The following is a 20,348-nucleotide window of genomic DNA, read 5'->3' on the forward strand; positions in this document are numbered from 1 at the left end:
CAATACCTACTTCCTGACCTCTTGCAGAGGATCGGGCGTGCGGAGCTTGAGCCCAAGCAATACGACATGCTGCGCAGGGACATGAGCGGCGATCCAAGTGTTTATTATTCCGGTAACCTCGACCTGTTGGATGCACCGGCCGTATCGATAGTAGGCACGAGAGAGGTTTCCGAACCGGGTTGGAGACGCGCCTACCAACTGGCGCGCTCGCTATCTGCCGCTGGCGTTACCGTTGTTAGCGGCCTCGCGAAGGGCGTAGATACGGCAGCTCTAACCGGCGCCGTCGATAACGGCGGCCATGCAGTTGCGGTAATTGGCACTCCCCTGGACAAGGCCTATCCCGCCGAAAACGCAGAACTTCAACAGACGATTTACGCTCAGCACCTTCTGCTTTCCCCGTTCCGCAATGGCGAGCGTATTTTCAAGTCCAACTTCCCTGTGCGCAATCGCGTCATGGCGGCGATCAGTGACGCCACCGTTATCATCGAAGCGTCAGACACGAGCGGTACGCTCCATCAGGCGAGCGAGTGCGTGAAGCTCAACCGCTGGCTCTTTATCGCAAAGTCCGTGATTGATGACAGATCGCTGAAATGGCCGGCAAAATTCTTAGACTACGAGAAAACCGCTGCGTTGACCTCAGTAGAAGACGTTTTGAGCCGCCTCGAGGCTTAACCAGTCTTGCCCAACGCTGCGCAGTGCACCGCTCTTGCGCCGGCGGTGAGCAGCAATTCTTTGCAAGCTCGCAATGATCCTCCGGTGCTCACCACATCATCGAGCAATAGGACGCGACGCCCCCGAATTAGATGGGGCGACCTGACAACGATGCTCTTGAGATGGTTGTCTTTGTCGCGATTGCCGCCGTGCGCGAGCTTCGCTACCGGCTTTTGCCTAACCAGCACTTCGGTTGCATCAATGCGAGGATCGTCAATGCAGATGCGTTGCGCAAGCTCGCGTATTCCGTTGATGGTCTTTTGTGGGTCGTGAGAGGGGACGGTGACGAGCGCAACGTCCTTCCGAATTAGTGGCTCGACTAGATTGAAGAAATAGATGATGCCCCCGTTTTTCTTGTCCTTCAGATCCAGGATTCTCCCGCTATATGCTGGATAGTTCGTGTGATCGCCGCCCATGGCCTTATGCAGGCCATACGGCCGATATTGCCCGAACGCCGAGATCTCGTCGTTACCGTGATCCTGGAAGTCGTTGAGAAACCAGCGCTTCATAGCGGTCTGCCAAGTGGCGGGAAATAAGAGTTGGGGCGAACTCCGAACGGCGTCAACTATCCCGAGCAGTTATGAGCCGGCTTAGTTGTGCTGCTACGCAGCATCCATCGCCCTGAAACGAACGGCCAGCGAACAGAATTGGCAAAGATTTGGCAAAGGGCGGTTGGTGGAAAACAACCGCCCTGGAAACAGGATTGATTTTACTTTGAAAAATGGTCGGAGCGAGAGGATTTGAACCTCCGACCCCTAGTCTCCCAGACTAGTGCGCTAACCGGGCTGCGCCACGCTCCGAACGTCGTTCCATTAGCTAGGATCGCTGCTTTGCGCAAGGCAAGGTCACAGCATTTTGGCGTCCCTGCCCCGGGCACCGGAACTGCCGGCAAAGCAGGCCGAATATGCCCCTAGCCGTCCTTCAGGGACTGGTCGAGCATCTCCCGGCAGGCCACGAGGTCGGCGAGCACGCGTCCGAGGCGCTCCCGGTCGAGCGCGCTGGGGCCGGCGGGTGCGGCTTGGGTGCCGCCTTTGCGGAAGGTGGTGAGGATGTCCTCGTCGTCGACCTCGGTGAAGCGGAAGTCGATGCCCTCCTCTTCGTCGCCCTGGTAATCGTCTTCATCGGCCTCGGTGACGCCCTTGATGGGCGCGGGCGCCTCGTCGTCGGGCTCCATCAGGCTGGCGCCGATGGCGTCCTCGATGGCGCCGAACGAGACCGCGGCTGCGCCGTCGGCGAGACCCTGCACCGATTTGACGCCGTGCTCCTTGAGGATCCGCTGCACCCCGCGGATGGTGTAGCCCTCGCCGTAGAGCAGACGGCGGATGCCCTTGAGCAGGTCGACGTCGTCAGGGCGGTAATAGCGGCGGCCGCCGCTGCGCTTCATCGGCTTGATCTGGGAGAATCGGGTCTCCCAGAACCGCAGCACGTGCTGCGGGATGTCGAGTTCCTGCGCTACTTCGCTGATGGTTCGGAACGCATCCGGCGCCTTGTCCAAATGCTAAATCCTTTTGGAGGGCGGTTACGCCTCCGGTTGAACCTTGCTGCCGTCACCATTGGTGCGGTGCTGGGCGTTGATCCGCTGCTTCAGGATCGCCGACGGCTTGAACACCATCACCCGGCGCGGCGAGATCGGCACCTCGGTGCCGGTTTTCGGATTGCGGCCGATTCGCTGACCCTTCTTGCGGACCATGAAGGAGCCGAACGAGGACAATTTCACCGTCTCGCCCTTTTCGAGGCAGTCGGTGATCTCCTTCAGCACGAGTTCCACGAACGCAGACGACTCCGTCCGCGACAGGCCCACCTTTTGGTAGACGGCTTCGCAGAGATCAACACGCGTTACGGTTTTACTTTGATCGGTCATCGCCCTGCCCCACATCACGGCGAACAATTGTTGTCTGAAATTATGAGGTTACGATACGGCGGTCAACAGCGCTCATCAATGCAGACGCATCGATAATGGCGGCTAATTCCGGCAAAATTTTATCGAGTGTTGCCTTACCAGCGCACGAGCGCCGAACCCCAGGTGAAGCCGCCGCCCATCGCCTCCATCAGGACGACGTCGCCCCGCTTGATGCGGCCGTCCTTGCGCGCCACCGCCAGCGCCAGCGGGATGGAGGCCGCCGAGGTGTTGCCGTGACGGTCCACCGTCAGCACCACCTTCTCCGGCGCGATGTGGAGCTTATGGGCGGATGCGTCGATGATTCGCTTGTTGGCCTGGTGCGGCACGAACCAGTCGATACTGTCGGCATTGTGCCCGGTGGCCTCGAAAGCATCGACGATGACGTCGGTAATCATGCCGACCGCATGCTTGAAGACCTCGCGGCCCTCCATGCGCAGATGGCCGACGGTCTGGGTCGAGGACGGCCCGCCGTCGACGAACAGCTTTGCCTTGTGGCGGCCGTCGGAACGCAGATGCGTGGTGACGATGCCGCGGTCTGTCGCGGCATTGCCCGGCTGCTCCTGCGCCTCCAGCACCACCGCGCCGGCACCGTCGCCGAACAGCACGCAGGTGCCGCGGTCGTTCCAGTCGAGGATGCGCGAGAAGGTCTCGGCGCCGATCACCAGTGCGCGCTTGTAGGCGCCGGTGCGCAGGAAATTGTCGGCCGTGGCAAGCGCAAACACGAAGCCGGAGCACACCGCCTGAAGGTCGAAGGCCGCGCCATGGTTGATGCCAAGCGCGTGCTGGACGGCAACAGCCGTCGCGGGAAAGGTGTTATCCGGCGTCGAGGTCGCCAGCACGATCAGCTCGATCGACTGCGCGTCCAGGCCGGCATCGGTGAGCGCGGCCTGCGCCGCCTTGATCGCTAAGTGCGAGGTGAACTCGCCCTCGGCCGCGATACGCCGCTCGCGAATCCCGGTGCGCTGCACGATCCACTCGTCGGACGTGTCGATACGTGCCGCCAACTGGGCGTTGGTCACCACCTGCTCCGGCAGATAAGAGCCGCAGCCGAGCACGACCGAACGAATTTGAGTCACGAAACATCCTCCGGCGCGGGCTGCACTGAATTGAGCGCACCACCCTCGCGCTTGAGCATCTGATTGATCTTGTTCAGGAGATCGTAGTGCGCCATCTCATAGCCAACATCGATCGCATAGGCAAAGCCTTCGGCGCCGGTTCCGCCGTGGCTCTTGACCACGACCCCGTTCAACCCAAGGAACACGCCGCCATTGGACTTGTTCGGGTCCATCTTGTTGCGCAGGGCCTGGAAGGCGCCGCGCGCCAAGAGATAGCCGAGCCTGGACAGCCAGCTCCGCTGCATCGCCTCGCGGAGCAATTCCGCCATCTGGCGCGCGGTTCCCTCGGCGGCCTTGAGCGCAATGTTGCCGGCATAACCTTCGGTCACGATCACGTCGGCGACGCCCTTGCCGATACCGTCGCCCTCGACGAAGCCGATATAATCGAGCTCCGGCAGGTTCCGCGCCCGCAGAATTTCTCCGGCCTCGCGGATCTCCTCGTGGCCCTTGATCTCTTCGGTTCCGATATTGAGGAGCCCGACCGTGGGCCGCTTCTTGTCGAACAGCACGCTCGCCGTGGCCGCCCCCATGAGCGCGAGCGACACCAGATGGTGCGCATCGCCACCGATGGTGGCGCCGAGGTCCAGCACGATGGATTCGCCCCGCTTGGTCGGCCAGACCCCTGTGATCGCCGGGCGGTCGATCCCCGGCAGCGTGCGCAGGTGGAAACGCGACATCGCCATCAGCGCACCGGTATTACCGGCGGAGACTGCGACATGCGCCTCGCCCTGCTTCACCGCATCGATGGCGAGCCACATCGAGGAGGTCTTGCGGCCGCGCCGCAGCGCCTGGCTCGGCTTATCCGAGCCGCTGACGGCAACGTCAGTATGGATGATCGTCGAAGCGGCCTTGAGCTGGGGGTACCGATCGAGCTCGGGTTCGATCTTGGCGCGGTCCCCGACCAGCAGGAATTCGGTGTCGCGATGTCTGCCAAGCGAAATGGCGGCGCCCGGAATGACCACGGCGGCGCCGGCGTCGCCCCCCATGGCGTCAAGCGCAATGCGAACCTTGCTTGGCATAAAAGTCCTGGAAAACCTGGTCTGGTGCGGTCTTGAACGAGCGGGGCCGCAGAATGGCTTCGCCATGGACATGGCGACCGGCCTAGCGCCACGCCGCGCCCTGACCGGGGCGCGACAATAGCGTTTTGTTATCCCGAAACAACCTCTTGCCCCCAGCCTTTTGCATTCGGGGCGATCCGGCGGCGGACGCGCGGAACCCACAAGAAATACATGGAAATCAAATAGATAAATCAGGCTCTCAAACCACTCCCGCAGGCGCCTCGCGCCCCGTAGCAAAGCGGTGCTACGGGGAATCGTCAGCTACTGGCCTTTCTTCTTGTCCTGAAGCGCCTTCAGCGCCGCGAACGGATGGTCCTCCGGGTCGGGGGCGATGACCTCGGCCTCGAACACAGTCCCGGGCTTCCGCGGATAGGGATCGATCGCCAGGAACAGGGCATCGGTTGCGAGCCGGCCGAGGTCGATGATGCCATTGATAATGGCCTCCGGCGGGTCAGCGACCTCCTGCGGCTCCTCGCCGTCCCGACCCTCCTCGATCAGATCGGCCAGACGCCGCACCTCGGCCTCAGGGGCGAAAATCAGGTCCACCTTCTCCTCGATCTCGTTCTCGATCGGATCGAGCGTGACCACACAGGTTTGGCCGATTCGGGCGCGGACCCGTCCCGTGACCTGGATCCGGTTGCCGCTTTTCGGCACGATTTCGAAGTCGGCCTGGGCGGACAGGACCTCCCGCAAGCCGGCGAGCTCGGCCATTCCCTGCCGCTCAGCGGCCGATGCCTCGAGCTTGCGATGCAGGCCGGTGTCGGGAATTTGCGCAACGATCACAGGGACCCGCCAGGGATCGGGCTTGGATTCGGTGGTCGGTCGGCTCATGGCGTGACATCCTCGGGAAGCGCCGGGGGAAATTTGAAGGACGCGCACAGCAGCGCAACCTCATCGGTCCGGTCGAGATCGGCCTCCGTGGCGCGGGCGTAACCCGCGAGCCGCTGTGCCTGGTCCATTCCGGTCCCATTCAAGATATTCTTGCAGATCGCCGACGCCAGCGCCTCGCCGCCCTGGTCGTAGGCTTGGTCATAGGCTTGGACCCGGCCGTAAAAGGCCTCGCCGAAGGCCCGCATCCGCTTCGGCACGGTCTGGTCGCCGATGCCCATCTCGCGCAGATTGTCGTCCATATCCTCACAGAAGCGGTCGAACAGCGCCTGCGACAGCTCTGCGGCGCCCTGGACGGTGCGCAGGCGGCGCAGCAGCAGCCAGAGATGCAGCAGCAACAGGTCGAAACGCCCGTTAACCGTATCCGGTACGCCCAAGTCGCGGTAAAATATGGGTTCTCGCGCCTGCGTCACGATCATGCCATAGATGGCTTCAATGGTGCCCGGCGAGGGTAGCCGGGGTTTCTTGAAGTGATTGAACGGCCAAAGCATTGTGGTTTCCGCAAGCGGGCGCGCGCGATTTGCATTCAGAGCCTCCGCCCGGTACTTCAGCGCCTCGCGCGACGCAAGGGGACGGAATCAGTTCCGCTATGACCATAACGATTAGGACCAGCCTGCGCGCCAACAAGCAGCGCGGCCTTTCTGCACGCTGGCGCGGCCTGCGCATGCTCGCGGCCATCGCTCTGGTCGGCGGCGCCCTTGCGGGCTGCACCGGCGAGCAGTTCCAGAAGGGCTACATCCTGCCGCCCGGCGCGCTGGAGCAGATTCCGATCGGCGCGAGCCAGGACCAGGTGCTGATCGTGATGGGCACGCCCTCCACGGTCGCGACCCTCGACGGTGAGGTGTTTTACTACATCTCGCAGCGCTCGGAGCGCGTGGTCGCCTTCATGAACCAGAAGGTGGTCGATCAGCGCGTCATCGCGGTCTATTTCGACAAGAACCGGCGCGTGCGCCGGCTGGCGAATTACGGCCTCCAGGACGGCAAGATCTTCGACTTCATCAGCCGGACCACGGCGACGTCGGGTCAGGAGATGAGCTACCTCGCGCCGCTGTTCAAGCTGCTCAGCTTTAACTAAGCCTTCAGCCTGCGGCGTCGTGCCGCTCTCCGCGCTGCACTTCCCGTCGCGCACGACTTGCCGTTGCGCGCCGGGTTCCATACGCTCTCTGCAAAACAAGAAGCAGGGAGTGGATTCGTGCCCAAAACTTTATTGTCCCGCCGCCGCGTGCTCACCGGTGCTGCCGGCCTCTCAGCCGCAGCGATCCTGCCGCGATCGAGCCTCGCCGACTGGAAACCCACCGAAAACGTCCGCGTCGTCGTACCAGCAGCCGCCGGCGGCTCGACCGACGTCATGGGCCGGCTGCTCGCCGCTCATCTGCAAACCGCCTGGGGCCAGTCGGCCGTCGTGGAAAACCGCTCCGGCGGCGGCGGCACGATCGGCACCGCCGAGGTCGTCCGCTCAAAGCCTGACGGACACACCATCCTGATCGGCAACCCCGGGCCGAACGCGATCGCCTACAGCATCTTCAAGAACCTGAACTACAAGCCGGACCAGCTCCAGCCTGTGACCAACATGATCCGGATCCCGAACATCGTCTCGGCGCATCCGAAGACCGGCATCAAATCGGTCGCCGAGTTGATCGCCTATCTGAAGGCCAATCCGGACAAGCTCAGCTATGCCTCGTCCGGCGTCGGTCAGAGCCCTCACCTCACCGGCGCCTGGTTCCTCCAGCTCACCGGGCTGAAGATGACTCACATCCCGTTCCGCGGCGCCGGGCCTGCGCTCCAGGCCGCGCTCGCCGGCGACATCCAGATCCTGTTCGACAATCTCTATCCGAGCCTGCCGCAGGTTCAGAACGGCACCCTCACCGGCCTCTGCGTCACCACGACCGAGCGCAGCGATCTCGCGCCGAACCTGCCGACCATGCGCGAGAGCGCGCCCGAGCTCGCCAATTTCGACATCTCGTCCTGGTTCTCCGTGTTCCTGCCGAAGGGCGTCCCCGCTCCGGTCCTCGAAGCCCTGAACCTCCAGGTCAAGGCGATGCTCGAGCGCGACGACATGAAGAAGCAGATCGTCGCCATGGGCGCCCGCGCCGACTACGGCACGCCGCAGCAATTCTCCGACTTCGTGGACGCCGAGACGAAGAAGTTCGCCGGCATCATCCAGAAGGAAGGGCTGCAGATGGACGTGCAGTAGGCATTTGCGGAAGAGCTGCTAACCACCACTTCCGTCATTGCGAGCGCAGCGAAGCAATCCAGAGTCTTTCCGCGGAGGCAGTCTGGATTGCTTCGCTGCGCTCGCAATGACGAGGAGAGAGTTCGTCGAACCCAACAAAAACCCCGCGGCTCGCGCCGCGGGGTTTTGTCTTGCATCGTTTGCGCCGCTTAGTGCGCCAAGACCGCCAGCAGCAGCAGAGCCACGATGTTGGTGATCTTGATCATCGGGTTTACCGCGGGGCCGGCCGTATCCTTGTAGGGATCGCCGACGGTGTCGCCGGTCACGGCCGCCTTGTGGGCGTCAGAGCCCTTGCCGCCGTAATGGCCGTCCTCGATGTACTTCTTGGCATTATCCCAGGCGCCGCCGCCCGAGGTCATGGAGATCGCGACGAACAGGCCCGTCACGATCACGCCGAGCAACATCGCACCCACGGCCGAGAACGCCGCCGACTTGCCGGCCGCGCCGCCGCCCGCGATCGCATAGATCAGGAAGTAGACGACGATCGGCGACAGCACCGGAAGCAGCGAGGGGATGATCATCTCCTTGATCGCGGCCTTGGTGAGCAGGTCAACCGCCTTGCCGTAATCAGGCTTGTCGGTGCCCTGCATGATGCCGGGCTTCTCGCGGAACTGCCGGCGCACCTCCTCGACGATCGCGCTGGCCGCACGTCCCACCGCCGTCATGCCCATTGCGCCGAACAGATACGGCAGCAGGCCACCGAACAGCAGGCCCACAACCACGTAGGGGTTGTTGAGCGAGAAGTCCGGATTGACGCCGGCGAAGTAGGTGTGATGCGCGGAGTCGGCGATGAAGAACTTGAGGTCCTGGTTGTAGGCCGCAAACAGCACGAGAGCACCGAGACCGGCGGAGCCGATCGCGTAGCCCTTGGTCACCGCCTTGGTGGTGTTGCCGACCGCGTCGAGCGCGTCGGTCGACTTGCGCACTTCCTTGGGCAGGCCCGCCATCTCGGCGATGCCGCCGGCGTTGTCGGTCACCGGACCGAAGGCGTCGAGTGCGACGACCATGCCGGCGAGTGCCAGCATGGTGGCCGTCGCGATCGCGATGCCGAACAGGCCGGCGAGGCTGTAGGTGACGAGGATGCCGGCGATGATCACGATCGCAGGCAGCGCAGTCGACTCCATCGAGATCGCCAGACCCTGGATCACGTTGGTGCCGTGGCCGGTCACCGACGCCGCCGCAATCGACTTCACCGGGCGATAGTCGGTGCCGGTGTAGTATTCGGTGATCCAGATGATCAGCGCGGTGACGATGAGGCCGACGATGCCGCATTCGAACAGCGCCATGCCGGTATAGTCGACGCCTGCGAGCTTGCCGAAGCCGATCAGGGAGTAGATCACGCCGGCGATGCCGATCAGCGAGAAGACGCCGGTGGCAATCAGGCCCTTGTAGAGCGCACCCATGATCGACTGGCTGGCGCCCAGCTTCACGAAGAAGGTGCCGATGATCGAGGTGATGATGCAGATGCCGCCGATCGCGAGCGGCAGCGTCATCATGTTCATGAGGATCGGCGTCTTGGCGAAGAAGATCGCCGCGAGCACCATGGTGGCGACCGCGGTCACCGCATAAGTCTCGAACAGGTCGGCGGCCATGCCGGCGCAGTCGCCGACGTTGTCGCCGACGTTGTCGGCGATGGTGGCCGGGTTGCGCGGATCATCCTCCGGGATGCCGGCCTCGACCTTGCCGACGAGATCGCCGCCGACGTCTGCACCCTTGGTGAAGATGCCGCCGCCGAGACGGGCGAAGATCGAGATCAGCGAGGCGCCGAAGCCGAGCGCAACCATGGCGTCGACGACGGTGCGGCTGTCAGGTGCCAGATTCAGCCAATGGACCAGGAAGCCGAAATAGAGGGTAACGCCGAGCAGCGCGAGACCAGCGACCAGCATGCCGGTGATGGCGCCCGCCTTGAAGGCGAGCTCGAGGCCGCCGGCAAGCGAGGTTGTCGCGGCCTGTGCGGTGCGAACGTTGGCGCGGACCGAGACGTTCATGCCGATGAAACCGGTCGCCCCCGACAGAATGGCGCCGATGGCAAAGCCGAACGCCACCAGAAGCCCGAGGAAGTAGGCGAGCAGAACGAAGATGACGATGCCGACCACGGCGATCGTGGCGTATTGACGCCGCAGATAGGCCTGCGCGCCTTCGCGCACCGCTGCTGCGATCTCCTGCATGCGCGGTGACCCCGCGTCCGCACTCAACACCGAAGACGTCGCCCAAATCGCGTAGACGATAGAAAGCACTCCGCAGAGCACTATCAACCCTAATGCTGTCATGTGATTTTTGCCTCAGATCCTTGATGAACGTACCCCCGGCGCCTTTTGTTGTCCGTCAAGCGGTGCGGCGCCTTGATTTTGAACAAAGCCGCCCCAGGCGACTTCAGTCGGTCGCAAGCTTGCCAAAATCAAATTGAGGGTGCAACGCCAGATCAGGCGGAAAAAGCCGATCTCGGCGGGTATTTAGACCTAATCCTGCGCACCCGACCGCCGGCTTGGCGCAATCCCTAGAAGTGGCTGTAGGACAGCCGCTTCAAGACCAGTTCCTGGTCCTGCCCGTCCAGGAAGCGCGGTCGCTCATGACCCGCGACGATCGTGCCGATCGCCGTGACCGCAACACCGACGGCCCGCCCTGCGGCGATCAGTGCATCGCTTTGCGCCGGCGGCACGGTGCATAGCACCTCGTAATCGTCGCCCCCGGCAAGCAGCGTCTCAACGCAAACGGCGTTGCGCGCAATCAGGCCGGCCGCCACGGCCGAGAGGGGGACGCCCGCCACGTTGACCGCGGCCGAGACGCCGGACGCCGCACAGAGTTTCGTCAGATCGCCAGCGAGCCCGTCGGAGACATCCATCGCGGCGGACGCATGCTCGCGCACGGCCTGCGCCAGCACATTGCGCGGCTGCGGGATGCGATAACGCGACGCCACAGCTTCCCTTGCGGCCGGATCAGCCGCGAGCGCCGCGGCGGCCGGCCCGCCGGTGAGCACATCGAGGCCGAGCGCGGCATCGCCGATCGTCCCCGTCACCAGGATAAGATCGCCCGGCCGCGCGCCGGTACGGCCGACCATCCGCCCCTTCGGCACGCGGCCGAAGGCAGTGATCGAGATCATCTGCGGCCCCGGCGTCGAGACCGTGTCGCCGCCGAGCAGCGGGCATCCAAAGGTTTTTGCGTCCTCGCCGAGCGCATCCGCGAACGGCCTGAGCCACGCGTCCTCCTTGCTGCGCAGCGCCAGCGTCAGCACAAAACCGGCCGGGACGGCGCCCTTGGCGGCAAGATCGGACAGGTTTACCCGCAGCGCCTTGCGCGCGATGGTATCGGGCGGATCAGAGGCAAGATAATGCACGCCCTCGACCACGGCATCGGTGGTGACGACGATGTCGTCGCCAAGCGATTGCAGGATGGCAGCGTCGTCAACCAGCCCCAACGCACCGGGATCAGTCGCCAACGGCTTGAAATAGCGCGCGATGAGGGAGTCTTCGCCGGAGCTGTCGTGTGCGTTCGTCATCGGCGCCAGCCCCACCAGTGAAACGAGTAGCTACCCCCGCCCGAACTCGTCACCGCGAAAATGGCGGCCGATCTGGTCGAGCACCGCGTTCACCATGCCGGTCTCCTCGCGATCGACGAAGGCATTGGCGACATCGACATATTCGGAGATCACGACGCGGCCCGGCACGTCCTTGCGGTGCTCCAATTCGTAAGCCCCTGCCCGCAGCACGGCGCGCAGGATTGCTTCGATGCGCTTCAGCGGCCAGCCCTTCGACAGCGCCTCGTCGATCAGGGGATCGAGCTTCATCTGGTCGCGTACGACGCCGGAGACGATGTCGCGGAAGAACGCGGCTTCCGCCGGCAGATACGTGTCGCCCTCGACCTCGTTGCCGAGCCAGTGGCTCTCGAACTCCGCAAAAATGTCGTTGATACCGGCCCCGGCGATGTCCATCTGGTACAGCGCCTGCACCGCGGCGAGCCGCGCGGCACCGCGCCGGTTCGCCTTCTTCTCAAGCCCGCCCGGCGGCTTTTTGCTGTTGTCGGCCATGATTACGCCCGCGCCAGGCGGCGTTTGATGCGCAGCATCGCAATCGCGGCGCGCGCAGCGTCGCCGCCCTTGTTGAGCTCGCTGGCACGCGCCCGCGCCCAAGCCTGGTCCTCATTGTTGACGGTGAGGATGCCGTTGCCGAGCGGCAGCTTCCGCGCCACCGCAAGGTCCATCAGCGCGCGCGAGGATTCCTGCGAGACGATCTCGAAATGAATGGTGTCGCCGCGGATGACGCAGCCAAGCGCGATCGCCGCGTCATAAGGCTTGCCATTCGCCGCGGCCGCATCGACCGCGATGGCGACTGCTGCCGGGATTTCCAGCGCGCCGGGAACCGTGATGACGTCATGGGTCAGGCCGGCCGCCTTCAGCTCGGCGACCGCGCCGTCAAGCAGCGCGTCCTGGAGGTCGTCATAGAACCGCGCCTCGACAATCAGCGCCCGCGCGCCGGAAATGTCGGTCTGGTCCTTCAGGGGTGCGCGCCGCGCGTCAGCCATCGTCAAATCCGTTTCACAGAGGTCGGCGTTATGTAGTCGCCGCGAGAGGGTAAGCCAAGCACGAATGCCAGAGACACCGTCATTCCGGGGCGCGCAGCGAGCCCGGAATCTCGAGATTCCGGGCTCGGCTACGCCGTCACTTCATTTCCGTCAGCCGCGCCGCGTAGCGGGCCATCAAATCGACCTCGATATTGACCTCGGTCCCCGTCTTCCAGCCGCCGATCGTTGTGACCGTCAGCGTGTGCGGGATGATCAGCACCGAGAAGGTCACGTCCTTCACCGTATTGACCGTCAGCGAGACGCCGTCGAGCGTGATCGAGCCCTTGGTGGCGATGAAGCGCGCCAGCTCTCGCGTGGTCGAGAGCTCGAACCGCGCCATGTCGGGCAGGTCCTCGCGGCTGACGATGGTTGCGATGCCGTCGGCATGGCCGGCGACGATATGGCCGCCGAGCTCGTCGCCGATCTTGAGCGCGCGCTCGAGATTGAGCCGCGTGCCGACCTTCCAGTGCTTTGCCGTCGTCAGCGCCAGCGTTTCGGCGGCGGCATCGACGTCGAACCAGGTTTTGCTCCCCGCCACGCCGGAGGCGACCACGGTGAGGCACACGCCGTTGCAGGCGATCGAGGCGCCGTCGGCAATGGTGGTCTGATCGTAGCGACAGGCGATGCGCAGCCGGTGCAGCTGGCCCTGCGCGGTCGGCGTGAAGCCGACGATCTCGCCGATATCGGTGACAATGCCGGTGAACATGTTAAGCGCGCTCGTAGATGGTGAGAGTATCCTTGTCGAAGGTCTCGCTAGCATGAACCTTGTAGGCCTGGGACTGCGTGATTTTCGACAGGGGCAATGCATCGAGCGCATCGACGCCGCCGGGGCCTACCGCTTCCGCGCCGCGGAACAGCCAGATCTCGTCGACGAGGTCGGAGGCAACGAACGAAGCCGCAACGCGGCTGCCGCCCTCGACCATCAGCCGTGAGATGCCCTTCTCGGCCAGTGCATGCAGCACGGCGGGAAGATCGAGCCCGGCGGCGTTTCCGGGCGGTATACGGATGATCTGTGTGCCCGCAGCCCCAAGGCGTGTCGCGGCGGCAGCCTCTGCGAGTTCCGAAGCGATCACCCAAAGCGGCGTCTCGCGCGCAGAACGCGCGAGCTGGCTCGATGCGGACATCCGCAGGCTCTGGTCGAGCACGACGCGCACGGGAGAACGCGCTTCCATGCCCGGCAGGCGGCAGTTGAGCTGCGGATCGTCCGCCAGTACCGTGCCGATACCGACCAGGATGGCATCGCACTGCGCACGCAAGAGATGCACGCGATTGCGCACGGCCTCGCCGGTGATAGCGACCGGTCTGCCACCGGCTGCGCCGATCTTGCCGTCTGGAGAGACCGCGAGCTTCAGGATCACATGCGGGCGCTTGTCACGAATGCGGCGGAAATGGCCGGCATGGTCGAAGGCGGCCTCCGCCGCGCACAGGCCCACATCCACAATGATGCCGGCGGCGCGCAGCCGCGCATGACCCTGGCCCGCGACGTCCGGATTGGGATCCTCGATCGCCGCCACCACCCGCTTGATGCCGGCAGCGATCACCGCGTCGGCGCAAGGCGGCGACTTGCCGAAATGCGAGCAAGGCTCGAGCGTGACGTAGAGCGTGGCGCCGCGCGCCGCCTCGCCGGCCCGCCGCAGCGCTTCGGGCTCACCATGCGGGCGTCCGCCTGCTTGCGTCCAGCCGCGACCGACGATCACGCCGTCCTTGACGATGACGGCGCCCACGGCCGGATTGGGCCAGGTGCGCCCCTGCCCGCGCCGGCCCAACGCCAGTGCCAGCTGCATGAAGCGGCGATCGGCGTCCTTGGTCTCGCGGATCTTCTGGGCGAACTGATCTTCCAGGATGCGGAAGATCATTTGCGTACCGTTGTAAGCCGCGCTTCCTCCTCGCCGGAGAGCTCGCCGAGCACATTGGCGAAATCCTTGGCTTCGCGGAAATTGCGATAGACCGAGGCGAAGCGCACATAGGCGACGTCGTCGAGCGTGCGCAGGTGCTCCATCACGGTCTCGCCGATCACCTCGGAGGAGATTTCGGCCTCGCCGCCGGTTTCGAGTTCGCGCACGATGGTGGAGACCATCTTCTCCACCCGCTCCGGCTCGACCTGCCGCTTGCGCAAGGAGATCGACACCGAGCGCATCAGCTTGTCGCGGTCGAACGGCACGCGGCGGCCGTTGCGCTTGATCACCGTGAGCTCGCGCAGCTGCACGCGCTCGAAGGTGGTAAAGCGGAAATTGCAGGCGACACACACGCGCCGCCTGCGGATGACGGCAGAATCCTCGGTCGGACGCGAGTCCTTTACCTGCGTATCGAGACTGTTGCAGTTCGGGCAGCGCATCCGTTGACCTTGACCTTACTGATAGATCGGGAACCGATCGGTGAGCGCCTTGACCCGTTCCTTGATCGCAGCTTCGACCAGCGGCGCCTTGCCGTCGTCGGACTGTGCGATCGCGTTCAGGACCTCGGCGATCATGCCGCCGACCTGCTGGAATTCGGCAACGCCGAAGCCGCGGGTGGTCGCCGCAGGCGTGCCCAGACGAATGCCGGAGGTGACAAACGGCGACTCGGGGTCGAACGGAATGCCGTTCTTGTTACAGGTGATGGCGGCGCGAACCAGCGCCTTCTCCGAAGCGTTGCCCTTCAAGCCTTTCGGCCGGAGGTCAACCAGCATCAGATGGTTATCGGTGCCACCGGAGACAATATCGAACCCATGGCTCTTCAGCGTCTCGGCCAGCGCCTTGGCGTTCTCGACGACGTTCTTCGCATAGATCTTGAAGTCCGGACGCAGCGCCTCGCCGAAGGCGACCGCCTTCGCCGCGATCACATGCATCAAGGGGCCGCCCTGCAGGCCCGGGAAGATCGCCGAGTTGAACTTCTTGGTCAGCGCTTCGTCGTTCCACAGCATCAGGCCGCCGCGCGGACCGCGCAGCGACTTGTGCGTCGTGGTGGTGGTGATGTGGGCATGCGGCACCGGGGAGGCATGCACGCCGCCGGCAACGAGGCCCGCGAAGTGCGCCATGTCGACCAGCAGATACGCGCCGACCGAGTCCGCGATCTCGCGAAAACGCTTGAAATCCCAGGCGCGCGAATAGGCCGAGCCGCCGGCGACGATCAGCTTCGGCTTGACCTCTTCGGCCTGCTTGGCGACCGCGTCCATGTCGATAATCTGGTCCTCGCGGCGCACGGTGTAGTGCGCGGCCTTGAACCATTTGCCGCTCATGTTGACGGGCGAGCCGTGGGTGAGATGGCCGCCGGCCGCAAGGTCGAGGCCCATGAAGGTATCGCCGGGCTGGAGCAGCGCCAGAAACACCGCCTGGTTCATCTGGCTGCCGGAGTTCGGCTGCACGTTGGCGAATTTGGCGCCGAACAGCTTCTTGGCGCGATCGATCGCGAGGTTCTCGGCGACGTCGACCCACTCACAACCGCCGTAGTAACGCGCGCCCGGATAACCCTCTGCGTACTTGTTCGTCATCACCGAACCCTGCGCTTCCAGCACGGCCCGGCTGACGATGTTCTCGGAGGCGATCAGCTCGACTTCATGGCGCTGCCGACCGAGCTCGCCCTTGATGGCGGCGGCGATTTCCGGGTCGGCCTGGTCGAGCGCGGCGGAGAAAAACGAATCGGGCGCGGAAGCGGTTTTGGCTGATGTCATCTTGCGAATATCTCCACCGCCGCAGCCTTGTGGCGGGCTACGGGCGGGTCTGGTGTGGCGATCGGAAGCACGCGCGATCTACCACATCGCCCGCAACAGGCCAAGGGTTTGCGGGTCGGGCCTGATATTTATGCAAGATATGGTGGGATTGAAGGATTCGAGCACGAGGATATTGATCCGGAATCGTGCCGATCCGATCAGCCTTAACAGGTCCGATCTGGGCCCTAACCGCCCTCTCAGCGAGGGCCAATTGGGGCCGGTTTCCCTGGAGCACGGCAAACCCCGCCTTGACGGTAACCACACTGCTGCCGAGCTGCCGCTTGCCGAATGCGCCCCTGCAATGGCAGGTTGCCTCCGACAGACGAGTAGGTCATCTTCCGGCCGTTTTCGGTGCGGTGCCCGATGTTGAGACCTTTCGCTCTTTGCTTTCTGATCTTCGTCGTCACTGCTCCAGCCCTCGCCGGCCTTGCGCCAGGGGGCCCTGCCCGCGCTCATCTTGAAGAGGCTGTCAAGGATCGCCCCAACGAGCCGACGCGGTTCGGCGGAACCGTGCACTGGAGCAACGACACCATCAGGCGCGCCGACGGCTCGCCCGAGGTGATCGCGCGCGCGGATGTCACCATACCCGAGCGGCGGCTGAAGATCAGCCTGCTCTTCCAGAACGATACGGGAACCGGTCCGCTCGGACAGACCATCCAGATCTCGTTCGACGTCCCCGCAGATTTCGCCGGCGGCAAGGGCATTCGCGAGCTTCAAGAACTGCGTATGCGCGAGGCCGAGACCTCGATCGGGATTCCATATGGCCGCGCCGTACAGAAAATCCGCGACGGCGTTTTCCTGATCGGCGTCGCACGCGACGTGCTCACCGCAGAGGCGTCATTCAATCGCAGAGACTGGGACTGGATCACGCTTTCGCTCGTCTACGGCGACGACCAGCGCGCGCAGCTTGTGGTCGGAAAAGGCCATGACGGCCAGCAAGCCATCACGGCTATGAACGAGCAAAACGAGAAGCTGAAGCTGACGCCGTCTGCTGAAACTGCTCCGAAGCCGGCGGTGGAGCGCAAGCCGGAGCCACCCAAGCCGGTGTCTAAGGCGGAGCACACGTTCGACGTGAACGTGCTCCGCGCACTGCTCGAGAAGCGTGATCCGACCGGGTCCGCAGCAACCCGCCGTCTATTTCAGGAAAGCCTCGATCGCATCACGGAGAAGCTCGCGCAATGCTGGCGACCCGACAAGACCTTCAAAGGGACGCTGCGCTATCGCGTCGCCCTGGAGAAGGACGGCAAGATCGCCAAGATGATCCCCTTTGCCGACAACAGGAACGACAACGGCATCGATCGGATCGCGACCGCAGCTCTGCAATCCTGCCAACCCTATGCTATCCCCGCATCGTATCGCAGCTCGAACTTCTTTGAGGTCGTGCTGACCCAAGGCGTGGAAATTGTCTCCCTCGCGGACATTCCGCCGGAACAGGGCAAGCCATTACCCGCCGCGGTGAGACTCGCCAACGATCCCTCAAACCTCGCGAGCTCGGAAAGAGAAAAGCTCGCGGCACAAGTTAGAAAATGCGTGCCAACACTGGAGCCGGGCAGCATGGCCGAGATCGACCTCCGTCTGAATGTCGACGGCTCCGTCGCACCGACCTCGAAGGTGGTTTCAAGTACGACGCCAGGCCTGGGCCAAAGATTGTTGCAGGCAACGTTCCAATGCCAACCCTATCTGCTTCCAGCGGAGAAATACGATGCATGGAAAGCGATCGTGCTCGACTTTGGCCACGGATCGTGACGAAATTCGCGGCTGACGAATTTTGGTCGCTGAGGATGTTCGGCTTTTGCAGCAGCGTCCCTTACGAGCGCGCCTGGAATGACCGGAGAGCTGCAGCGCTTCCACGCCTGGCTATCGCCCTCATGATTGCAATGGCGTCCACCGCCGCGCGATCGCAGGAGGCCGTCACGCTCGACGCCCAGCCCTTCTCTCTATCCCCTTCACCGGTCTTGAAGATGGACATCCTGGGCATCAGCCCGGGAACGCCGTACGAAAAAGCCAAGAAGATACTCATCGACGAGTTCGGCGCGACCAACGTCCTGGAGAGGACCACATCGTTCCATGAAAGCCGTCGAGAGGGCAACGTGGAGATATCGGTGAAATCCACCGAGGTGGTCCATTCGCTCGTCGTAAACACGAAGGCCGTCTTCGACGGGGTGGAATTCGGCAACCGGTACACGCTGCTTACAGTGCCCACCTTGCGCGAAAACCCTGTGTATCTCGTCCATCGCCAAACCTATTATTCATCGCCATCCAAGGCGCCGGACTTTGCAACAACGCTTGTGTCCATCCAGACAAGATATGGCAAAGCACCTCAGACCACCCAACGTCCGATCGTCGAGCGGGGACGGCAGGGAACGCGCCACTTCTATGGATGGGAATTTCTGAAAGACTCGGCACTCGTGCCGGCCAATGGCGGCGTCCGAATGCCCTCGTTGATCGCCGTCAAACCATTCTTCGACACCAACAAGACCTTTGAAGATCGGGTGGAATGCAAGACGGGAGCGGCATCCGGACACGATTCCGAGGCCTTCGTGGAACTGGACCAGTACGAGGGTAAGCTCGCCGCCATAACGGTGGCGCTGTCCAGCGCGGAACTATGCAACCTTGGATTTGAAGTCCTGAGACGTCAGATGGAGGAAGCACTAATAAGGGCAAGCGGCGGGGTGATCAGGCCCGGAACGCAGAACAGGACGCCTCCGCGACAGGAGACGATCGAAATTCTCGTGGTGGACCCTGCCGAACGACGCGGGCTCCCGCGCCAGCGTCCCTGATCGCCGGCAGACCGGCCGTCGCTGCCCCCAACCGAGAGCAAGCTGCGCCTGCTACAGCCCAGTAAACCCCGCCTTCACGGGGTCCACGCTGCCGTCGAGCTGGCGCAGATAGGTCAGGCCGCAGACCGTCAACCTGTGGGTGTCTTTTTCGCCGGCTTCCATCAACGTGTTCAGATAGTTCGTGACCTTGGCCCGCGCCTCTGCGCTCGCCGCGGACGTGCGGTTTGCGAGCAAATCATAGGTCTGCATGATGCGGTCGATGGCGGCTTCCATGGCACCCTCTGGCTGTCTTGAATTTTGGGAGTTGTGATCAGGCAACCGCGCGGGCATCGGACTGCGCCTCGAAGCGGGTGATCGCCTTGTTGGCGAGCCTGAGCTTGTTGCACTCGCCGTGCTGGAGCAGTTTGACGATGATCTCGAGCAGGCGTTCGTTGGTGACGAGCGTGTCGGGGATTGCGCCGGAGCGGCGCAGGTAATTCGCGGCGATCGCATAGGCATCGCTCACGAGTTCGACACTCATTGCCTGCAATCCGCGCTCGACCAGCATCGCGTCCTCCGATCCGGAGTGACAACTGCGCTGCGGGGAACTGGTTCCGTCCCGTTAGGTCATTATTTCGCAGGTGCGAAAACGACAAAACGCACCGGTCCGGGGGCAACTCCGGGCCGGCGCGCTTGGGGGAAGTGAGGCACGTTAGAGAGGCTTGCCGGTCTTGTTGCGGGCCGGCTTGGCCTTGGTCCCGTCGAAAAAATCAGAGCCGGTACAGGATCTGGTCGGTCCAGAACCGCTCGAGGCGGTGCAGCGACTTGTTGAGGGTCGAGAACTCCTCGCCGGAGATGCCGCCGACCTGCTCAACCGTCTTGACGTGCTTCTGGTAGAGACTGTCGACGATGCGGCGGATTTCCTGGCCCTGCGGCGTCAGGCGGATGCGCACCGAGCGGCGATCAACGCGGGAGCGCTGATGATCGAGGAAGCCGAGCTCGACGAGCTTCTTCAGATTGTAGGAGACGTTGGAGCCGAGATAGTAACCGCGCGTGCGCAGTTCGCCCGCGGTCAGCTCCTTGTCGCCGATGTTGTAGAGCAGGAGTGCCTGCACGGAATTGATGTCGGCGCGGCCACGACGATCGAACTCGTCCTTGATCACGTCGAGGAGCCGGCGATGCAGCCGCTCCACCAGAGTCAAAGCTTCCAGATAGAGCGACTGCACCGAACCCTGCTGGCCGGAGACGCGCTCTGCGGTATCTGCCGCAGTTGCGACGGCTTTCATCATGACACTTCCCCTGTTGTCGTTTTTATCGACACTTATTCGACGAAACTTGTGCTCCGTCTGATAGGTGCAACTTAAGGGGAGGCGTTTGAAGATCGGCTTAAATAAGAGAATAAAGAGATCATGAATTTAAGACAGTGAATTGCGGATTAA

At 63.5% G+C, this 20,348-nt stretch carries 23 protein-coding genes and 1 tRNA gene; 5 read left to right on the plus strand and 19 right to left on the minus strand.

The genetic code is table 11. The annotated features are described in order from the left end of the window. Positions 1-66: 66 nt before the first annotated feature. Positions 67-672, plus strand: a complete 606-nt coding sequence (locus tag BMW89_RS25425) for a DNA-processing protein DprA (RefSeq protein WP_244547680.1) — start codon at positions 67-69, stop codon at positions 670-672. Here BMW89_RS25425 and BMW89_RS25430 read toward each other — a convergent pair. From BMW89_RS25430 to BMW89_RS25465, 8 genes are all read right to left on the minus strand, one after another. After that, positions 669-1,220 (minus strand): ComF family protein, encoded by a 552-nt coding sequence (locus BMW89_RS25430; protein WP_092029928.1) that lies wholly within the window; start codon positions 1,218-1,220, stop codon positions 669-671. The genes BMW89_RS25425 and BMW89_RS25430 overlap by 4 nt on opposite strands. Positions 1,221-1,433: 213 nt before the next feature. Next, a tRNA-Pro gene (locus BMW89_RS25435) sits at positions 1,434-1,511 on the minus strand. A gap of 110 nt (positions 1,512-1,621) precedes the next feature. Then, entirely contained in the window at positions 1,622-2,206 is a 585-nt protein-coding gene (locus tag BMW89_RS25440; protein WP_092029931.1) for a MerR family transcriptional regulator, read from the minus strand. Positions 2,207-2,230: 24 nt separating this feature from the next. Further along, positions 2,231-2,572 carry an integration host factor subunit alpha gene (locus tag BMW89_RS25445; protein WP_026311906.1) on the minus strand — a complete coding sequence of 114 codons (342 nt, stop codon included), beginning with the start codon at positions 2,570-2,572 and terminating at the stop codon, positions 2,231-2,233. A 134-nt stretch (positions 2,573-2,706) separates the two neighbouring features. Further along, positions 2,707-3,687 carry a beta-ketoacyl-ACP synthase III gene (locus tag BMW89_RS25450; protein WP_092029933.1) on the minus strand — a complete coding sequence of 327 codons (981 nt, stop codon included), beginning with the start codon at positions 3,685-3,687 and terminating at the stop codon, positions 2,707-2,709. Continuing rightward, positions 3,684-4,745, minus strand: coding sequence for a phosphate acyltransferase PlsX (gene plsX, locus BMW89_RS25455; protein WP_092029935.1), 1,062 nt, complete (start codon positions 4,743-4,745; stop codon positions 3,684-3,686). Before plsX ends, BMW89_RS25450 begins: the two co-directional genes overlap by 4 nt. Positions 4,746-5,045: 300 nt before the next feature. After that, complete coding sequence (locus BMW89_RS25460; protein WP_092029937.1) at positions 5,046-5,615, minus strand: YceD family protein; 570 nt, start codon at positions 5,613-5,615, stop codon at positions 5,046-5,048. Beyond that, complete coding sequence (locus BMW89_RS25465) at positions 5,612-6,163, minus strand: ubiquinol-cytochrome C chaperone family protein (RefSeq protein WP_092029940.1); 552 nt, start codon at positions 6,161-6,163, stop codon at positions 5,612-5,614. The genes BMW89_RS25460 and BMW89_RS25465 overlap by 4 nt, the downstream gene beginning before the upstream one ends. A 98-nt stretch (positions 6,164-6,261) precedes the next feature. On the opposite strand from BMW89_RS25465, the gene BMW89_RS25470 reads away from it, so the two are divergent. Further along, positions 6,262-6,747, plus strand: coding sequence for an outer membrane protein assembly factor BamE (locus BMW89_RS25470; RefSeq protein WP_092029943.1), 486 nt, complete (start codon positions 6,262-6,264; stop codon positions 6,745-6,747). A gap of 117 nt (positions 6,748-6,864) precedes the next feature. Next, positions 6,865-7,866 carry a Bug family tripartite tricarboxylate transporter substrate binding protein gene (locus BMW89_RS25475; protein WP_092029946.1) on the plus strand — a complete coding sequence of 334 codons (1,002 nt, stop codon included), beginning with the start codon at positions 6,865-6,867 and terminating at the stop codon, positions 7,864-7,866. A 188-nt stretch (positions 7,867-8,054) separates the two neighbouring features. On the opposite strand, the gene BMW89_RS25480 is transcribed toward BMW89_RS25475, so the two are convergent. The 8 genes from BMW89_RS25480 to glyA form a co-directional block, all read right to left on the minus strand. Continuing rightward, positions 8,055-10,175: a sodium-translocating pyrophosphatase gene (locus BMW89_RS25480; RefSeq protein ID WP_092029949.1), complete on the minus strand. Its 2,121-nt coding sequence runs from the start codon at positions 10,173-10,175 to the stop codon at positions 8,055-8,057. Positions 10,176-10,402: 227 nt separating this feature from the next. Continuing rightward, complete coding sequence (thiL, locus tag BMW89_RS25485) at positions 10,403-11,401, minus strand: thiamine-phosphate kinase (RefSeq protein ID WP_092030470.1); 999 nt, start codon at positions 11,399-11,401, stop codon at positions 10,403-10,405. A 30-nt stretch (positions 11,402-11,431) separates the two neighbouring features. After that, on the minus strand, positions 11,432-11,929 hold the full coding sequence (gene nusB / locus BMW89_RS25490) for a transcription antitermination factor NusB (protein ID WP_092029952.1): 498 nt from the start codon (positions 11,927-11,929) through the stop codon (positions 11,432-11,434). Positions 11,930-11,931: 2 nt separating this feature from the next. Further along, a complete protein-coding gene (gene ribH / locus BMW89_RS25495; RefSeq protein ID WP_092029955.1) occupies positions 11,932-12,423 on the minus strand; it encodes a 6,7-dimethyl-8-ribityllumazine synthase in 492 nt (163 codons plus the stop codon). Positions 12,424-12,559: 136 nt separating this feature from the next. Continuing rightward, positions 12,560-13,168: a riboflavin synthase gene (locus BMW89_RS25500; RefSeq protein ID WP_092029958.1), complete on the minus strand. Its 609-nt coding sequence runs from the start codon at positions 13,166-13,168 to the stop codon at positions 12,560-12,562. Position 13,169: 1 nt separating this feature from the next. Beyond that, positions 13,170-14,318 (minus strand): bifunctional diaminohydroxyphosphoribosylaminopyrimidine deaminase/5-amino-6-(5-phosphoribosylamino)uracil reductase RibD, encoded by a 1,149-nt coding sequence (ribD, locus tag BMW89_RS25505; protein WP_092029961.1) that lies wholly within the window; start codon positions 14,316-14,318, stop codon positions 13,170-13,172. Continuing rightward, positions 14,315-14,797 carry a transcriptional regulator NrdR gene (gene nrdR, locus BMW89_RS25510; RefSeq protein WP_092029964.1) on the minus strand — a complete coding sequence of 161 codons (483 nt, stop codon included), beginning with the start codon at positions 14,795-14,797 and terminating at the stop codon, positions 14,315-14,317. Before nrdR ends, ribD begins: the two co-directional genes overlap by 4 nt. Before the next feature lie 15 nt (positions 14,798-14,812). Beyond that, positions 14,813-16,111 carry a serine hydroxymethyltransferase gene (gene glyA, locus BMW89_RS25515; RefSeq protein ID WP_092029967.1) on the minus strand — a complete coding sequence of 433 codons (1,299 nt, stop codon included), beginning with the start codon at positions 16,109-16,111 and terminating at the stop codon, positions 14,813-14,815. A gap of 597 nt (positions 16,112-16,708) precedes the next feature. On the opposite strand from glyA, the gene tolA reads away from it, so the two are divergent. After that, positions 16,709-17,896 carry a cell envelope integrity protein TolA gene (tolA, locus tag BMW89_RS25520; protein WP_143062828.1) on the plus strand — a complete coding sequence of 396 codons (1,188 nt, stop codon included), beginning with the start codon at positions 16,709-16,711 and terminating at the stop codon, positions 17,894-17,896. Next, complete coding sequence (locus BMW89_RS25525; RefSeq protein WP_092029973.1) at positions 17,893-18,930, plus strand: hypothetical protein; 1,038 nt, start codon at positions 17,893-17,895, stop codon at positions 18,928-18,930. The genes tolA and BMW89_RS25525 overlap by 4 nt, the downstream gene beginning before the upstream one ends. Before the next feature lie 51 nt (positions 18,931-18,981). On the opposite strand, the gene BMW89_RS25530 is transcribed toward BMW89_RS25525, so the two are convergent. The 3 genes from BMW89_RS25530 to ldtR all read right to left on the minus strand — a co-directional run bounded on the left by BMW89_RS25530 (position 18,982) and on the right by ldtR (position 20,198). Continuing rightward, complete coding sequence (locus BMW89_RS25530) at positions 18,982-19,203, minus strand: hypothetical protein (protein ID WP_092029976.1); 222 nt, start codon at positions 19,201-19,203, stop codon at positions 18,982-18,984. A 37-nt stretch (positions 19,204-19,240) separates the two neighbouring features. Continuing rightward, the gene (locus BMW89_RS25535; RefSeq protein ID WP_092029978.1) at positions 19,241-19,477 is read right to left on the minus strand and encodes a hypothetical protein; all 237 of its coding nucleotides are present in this window, start codon (positions 19,475-19,477) and stop codon (positions 19,241-19,243) included. 202 nt (positions 19,478-19,679) lie between these two features. Further along, entirely contained in the window at positions 19,680-20,198 is a 519-nt protein-coding gene (gene ldtR, locus BMW89_RS25540) for a transcriptional regulator LdtR (RefSeq protein ID WP_092029981.1), read from the minus strand. Positions 20,199-20,348 lie beyond the last annotated feature (150 nt).

The organism is Bradyrhizobium sp. OK095 (genome assembly GCF_900109945.1).
Classification (GTDB): Bacteria; Pseudomonadota; Alphaproteobacteria; order Rhizobiales; family Xanthobacteraceae; genus Bradyrhizobium.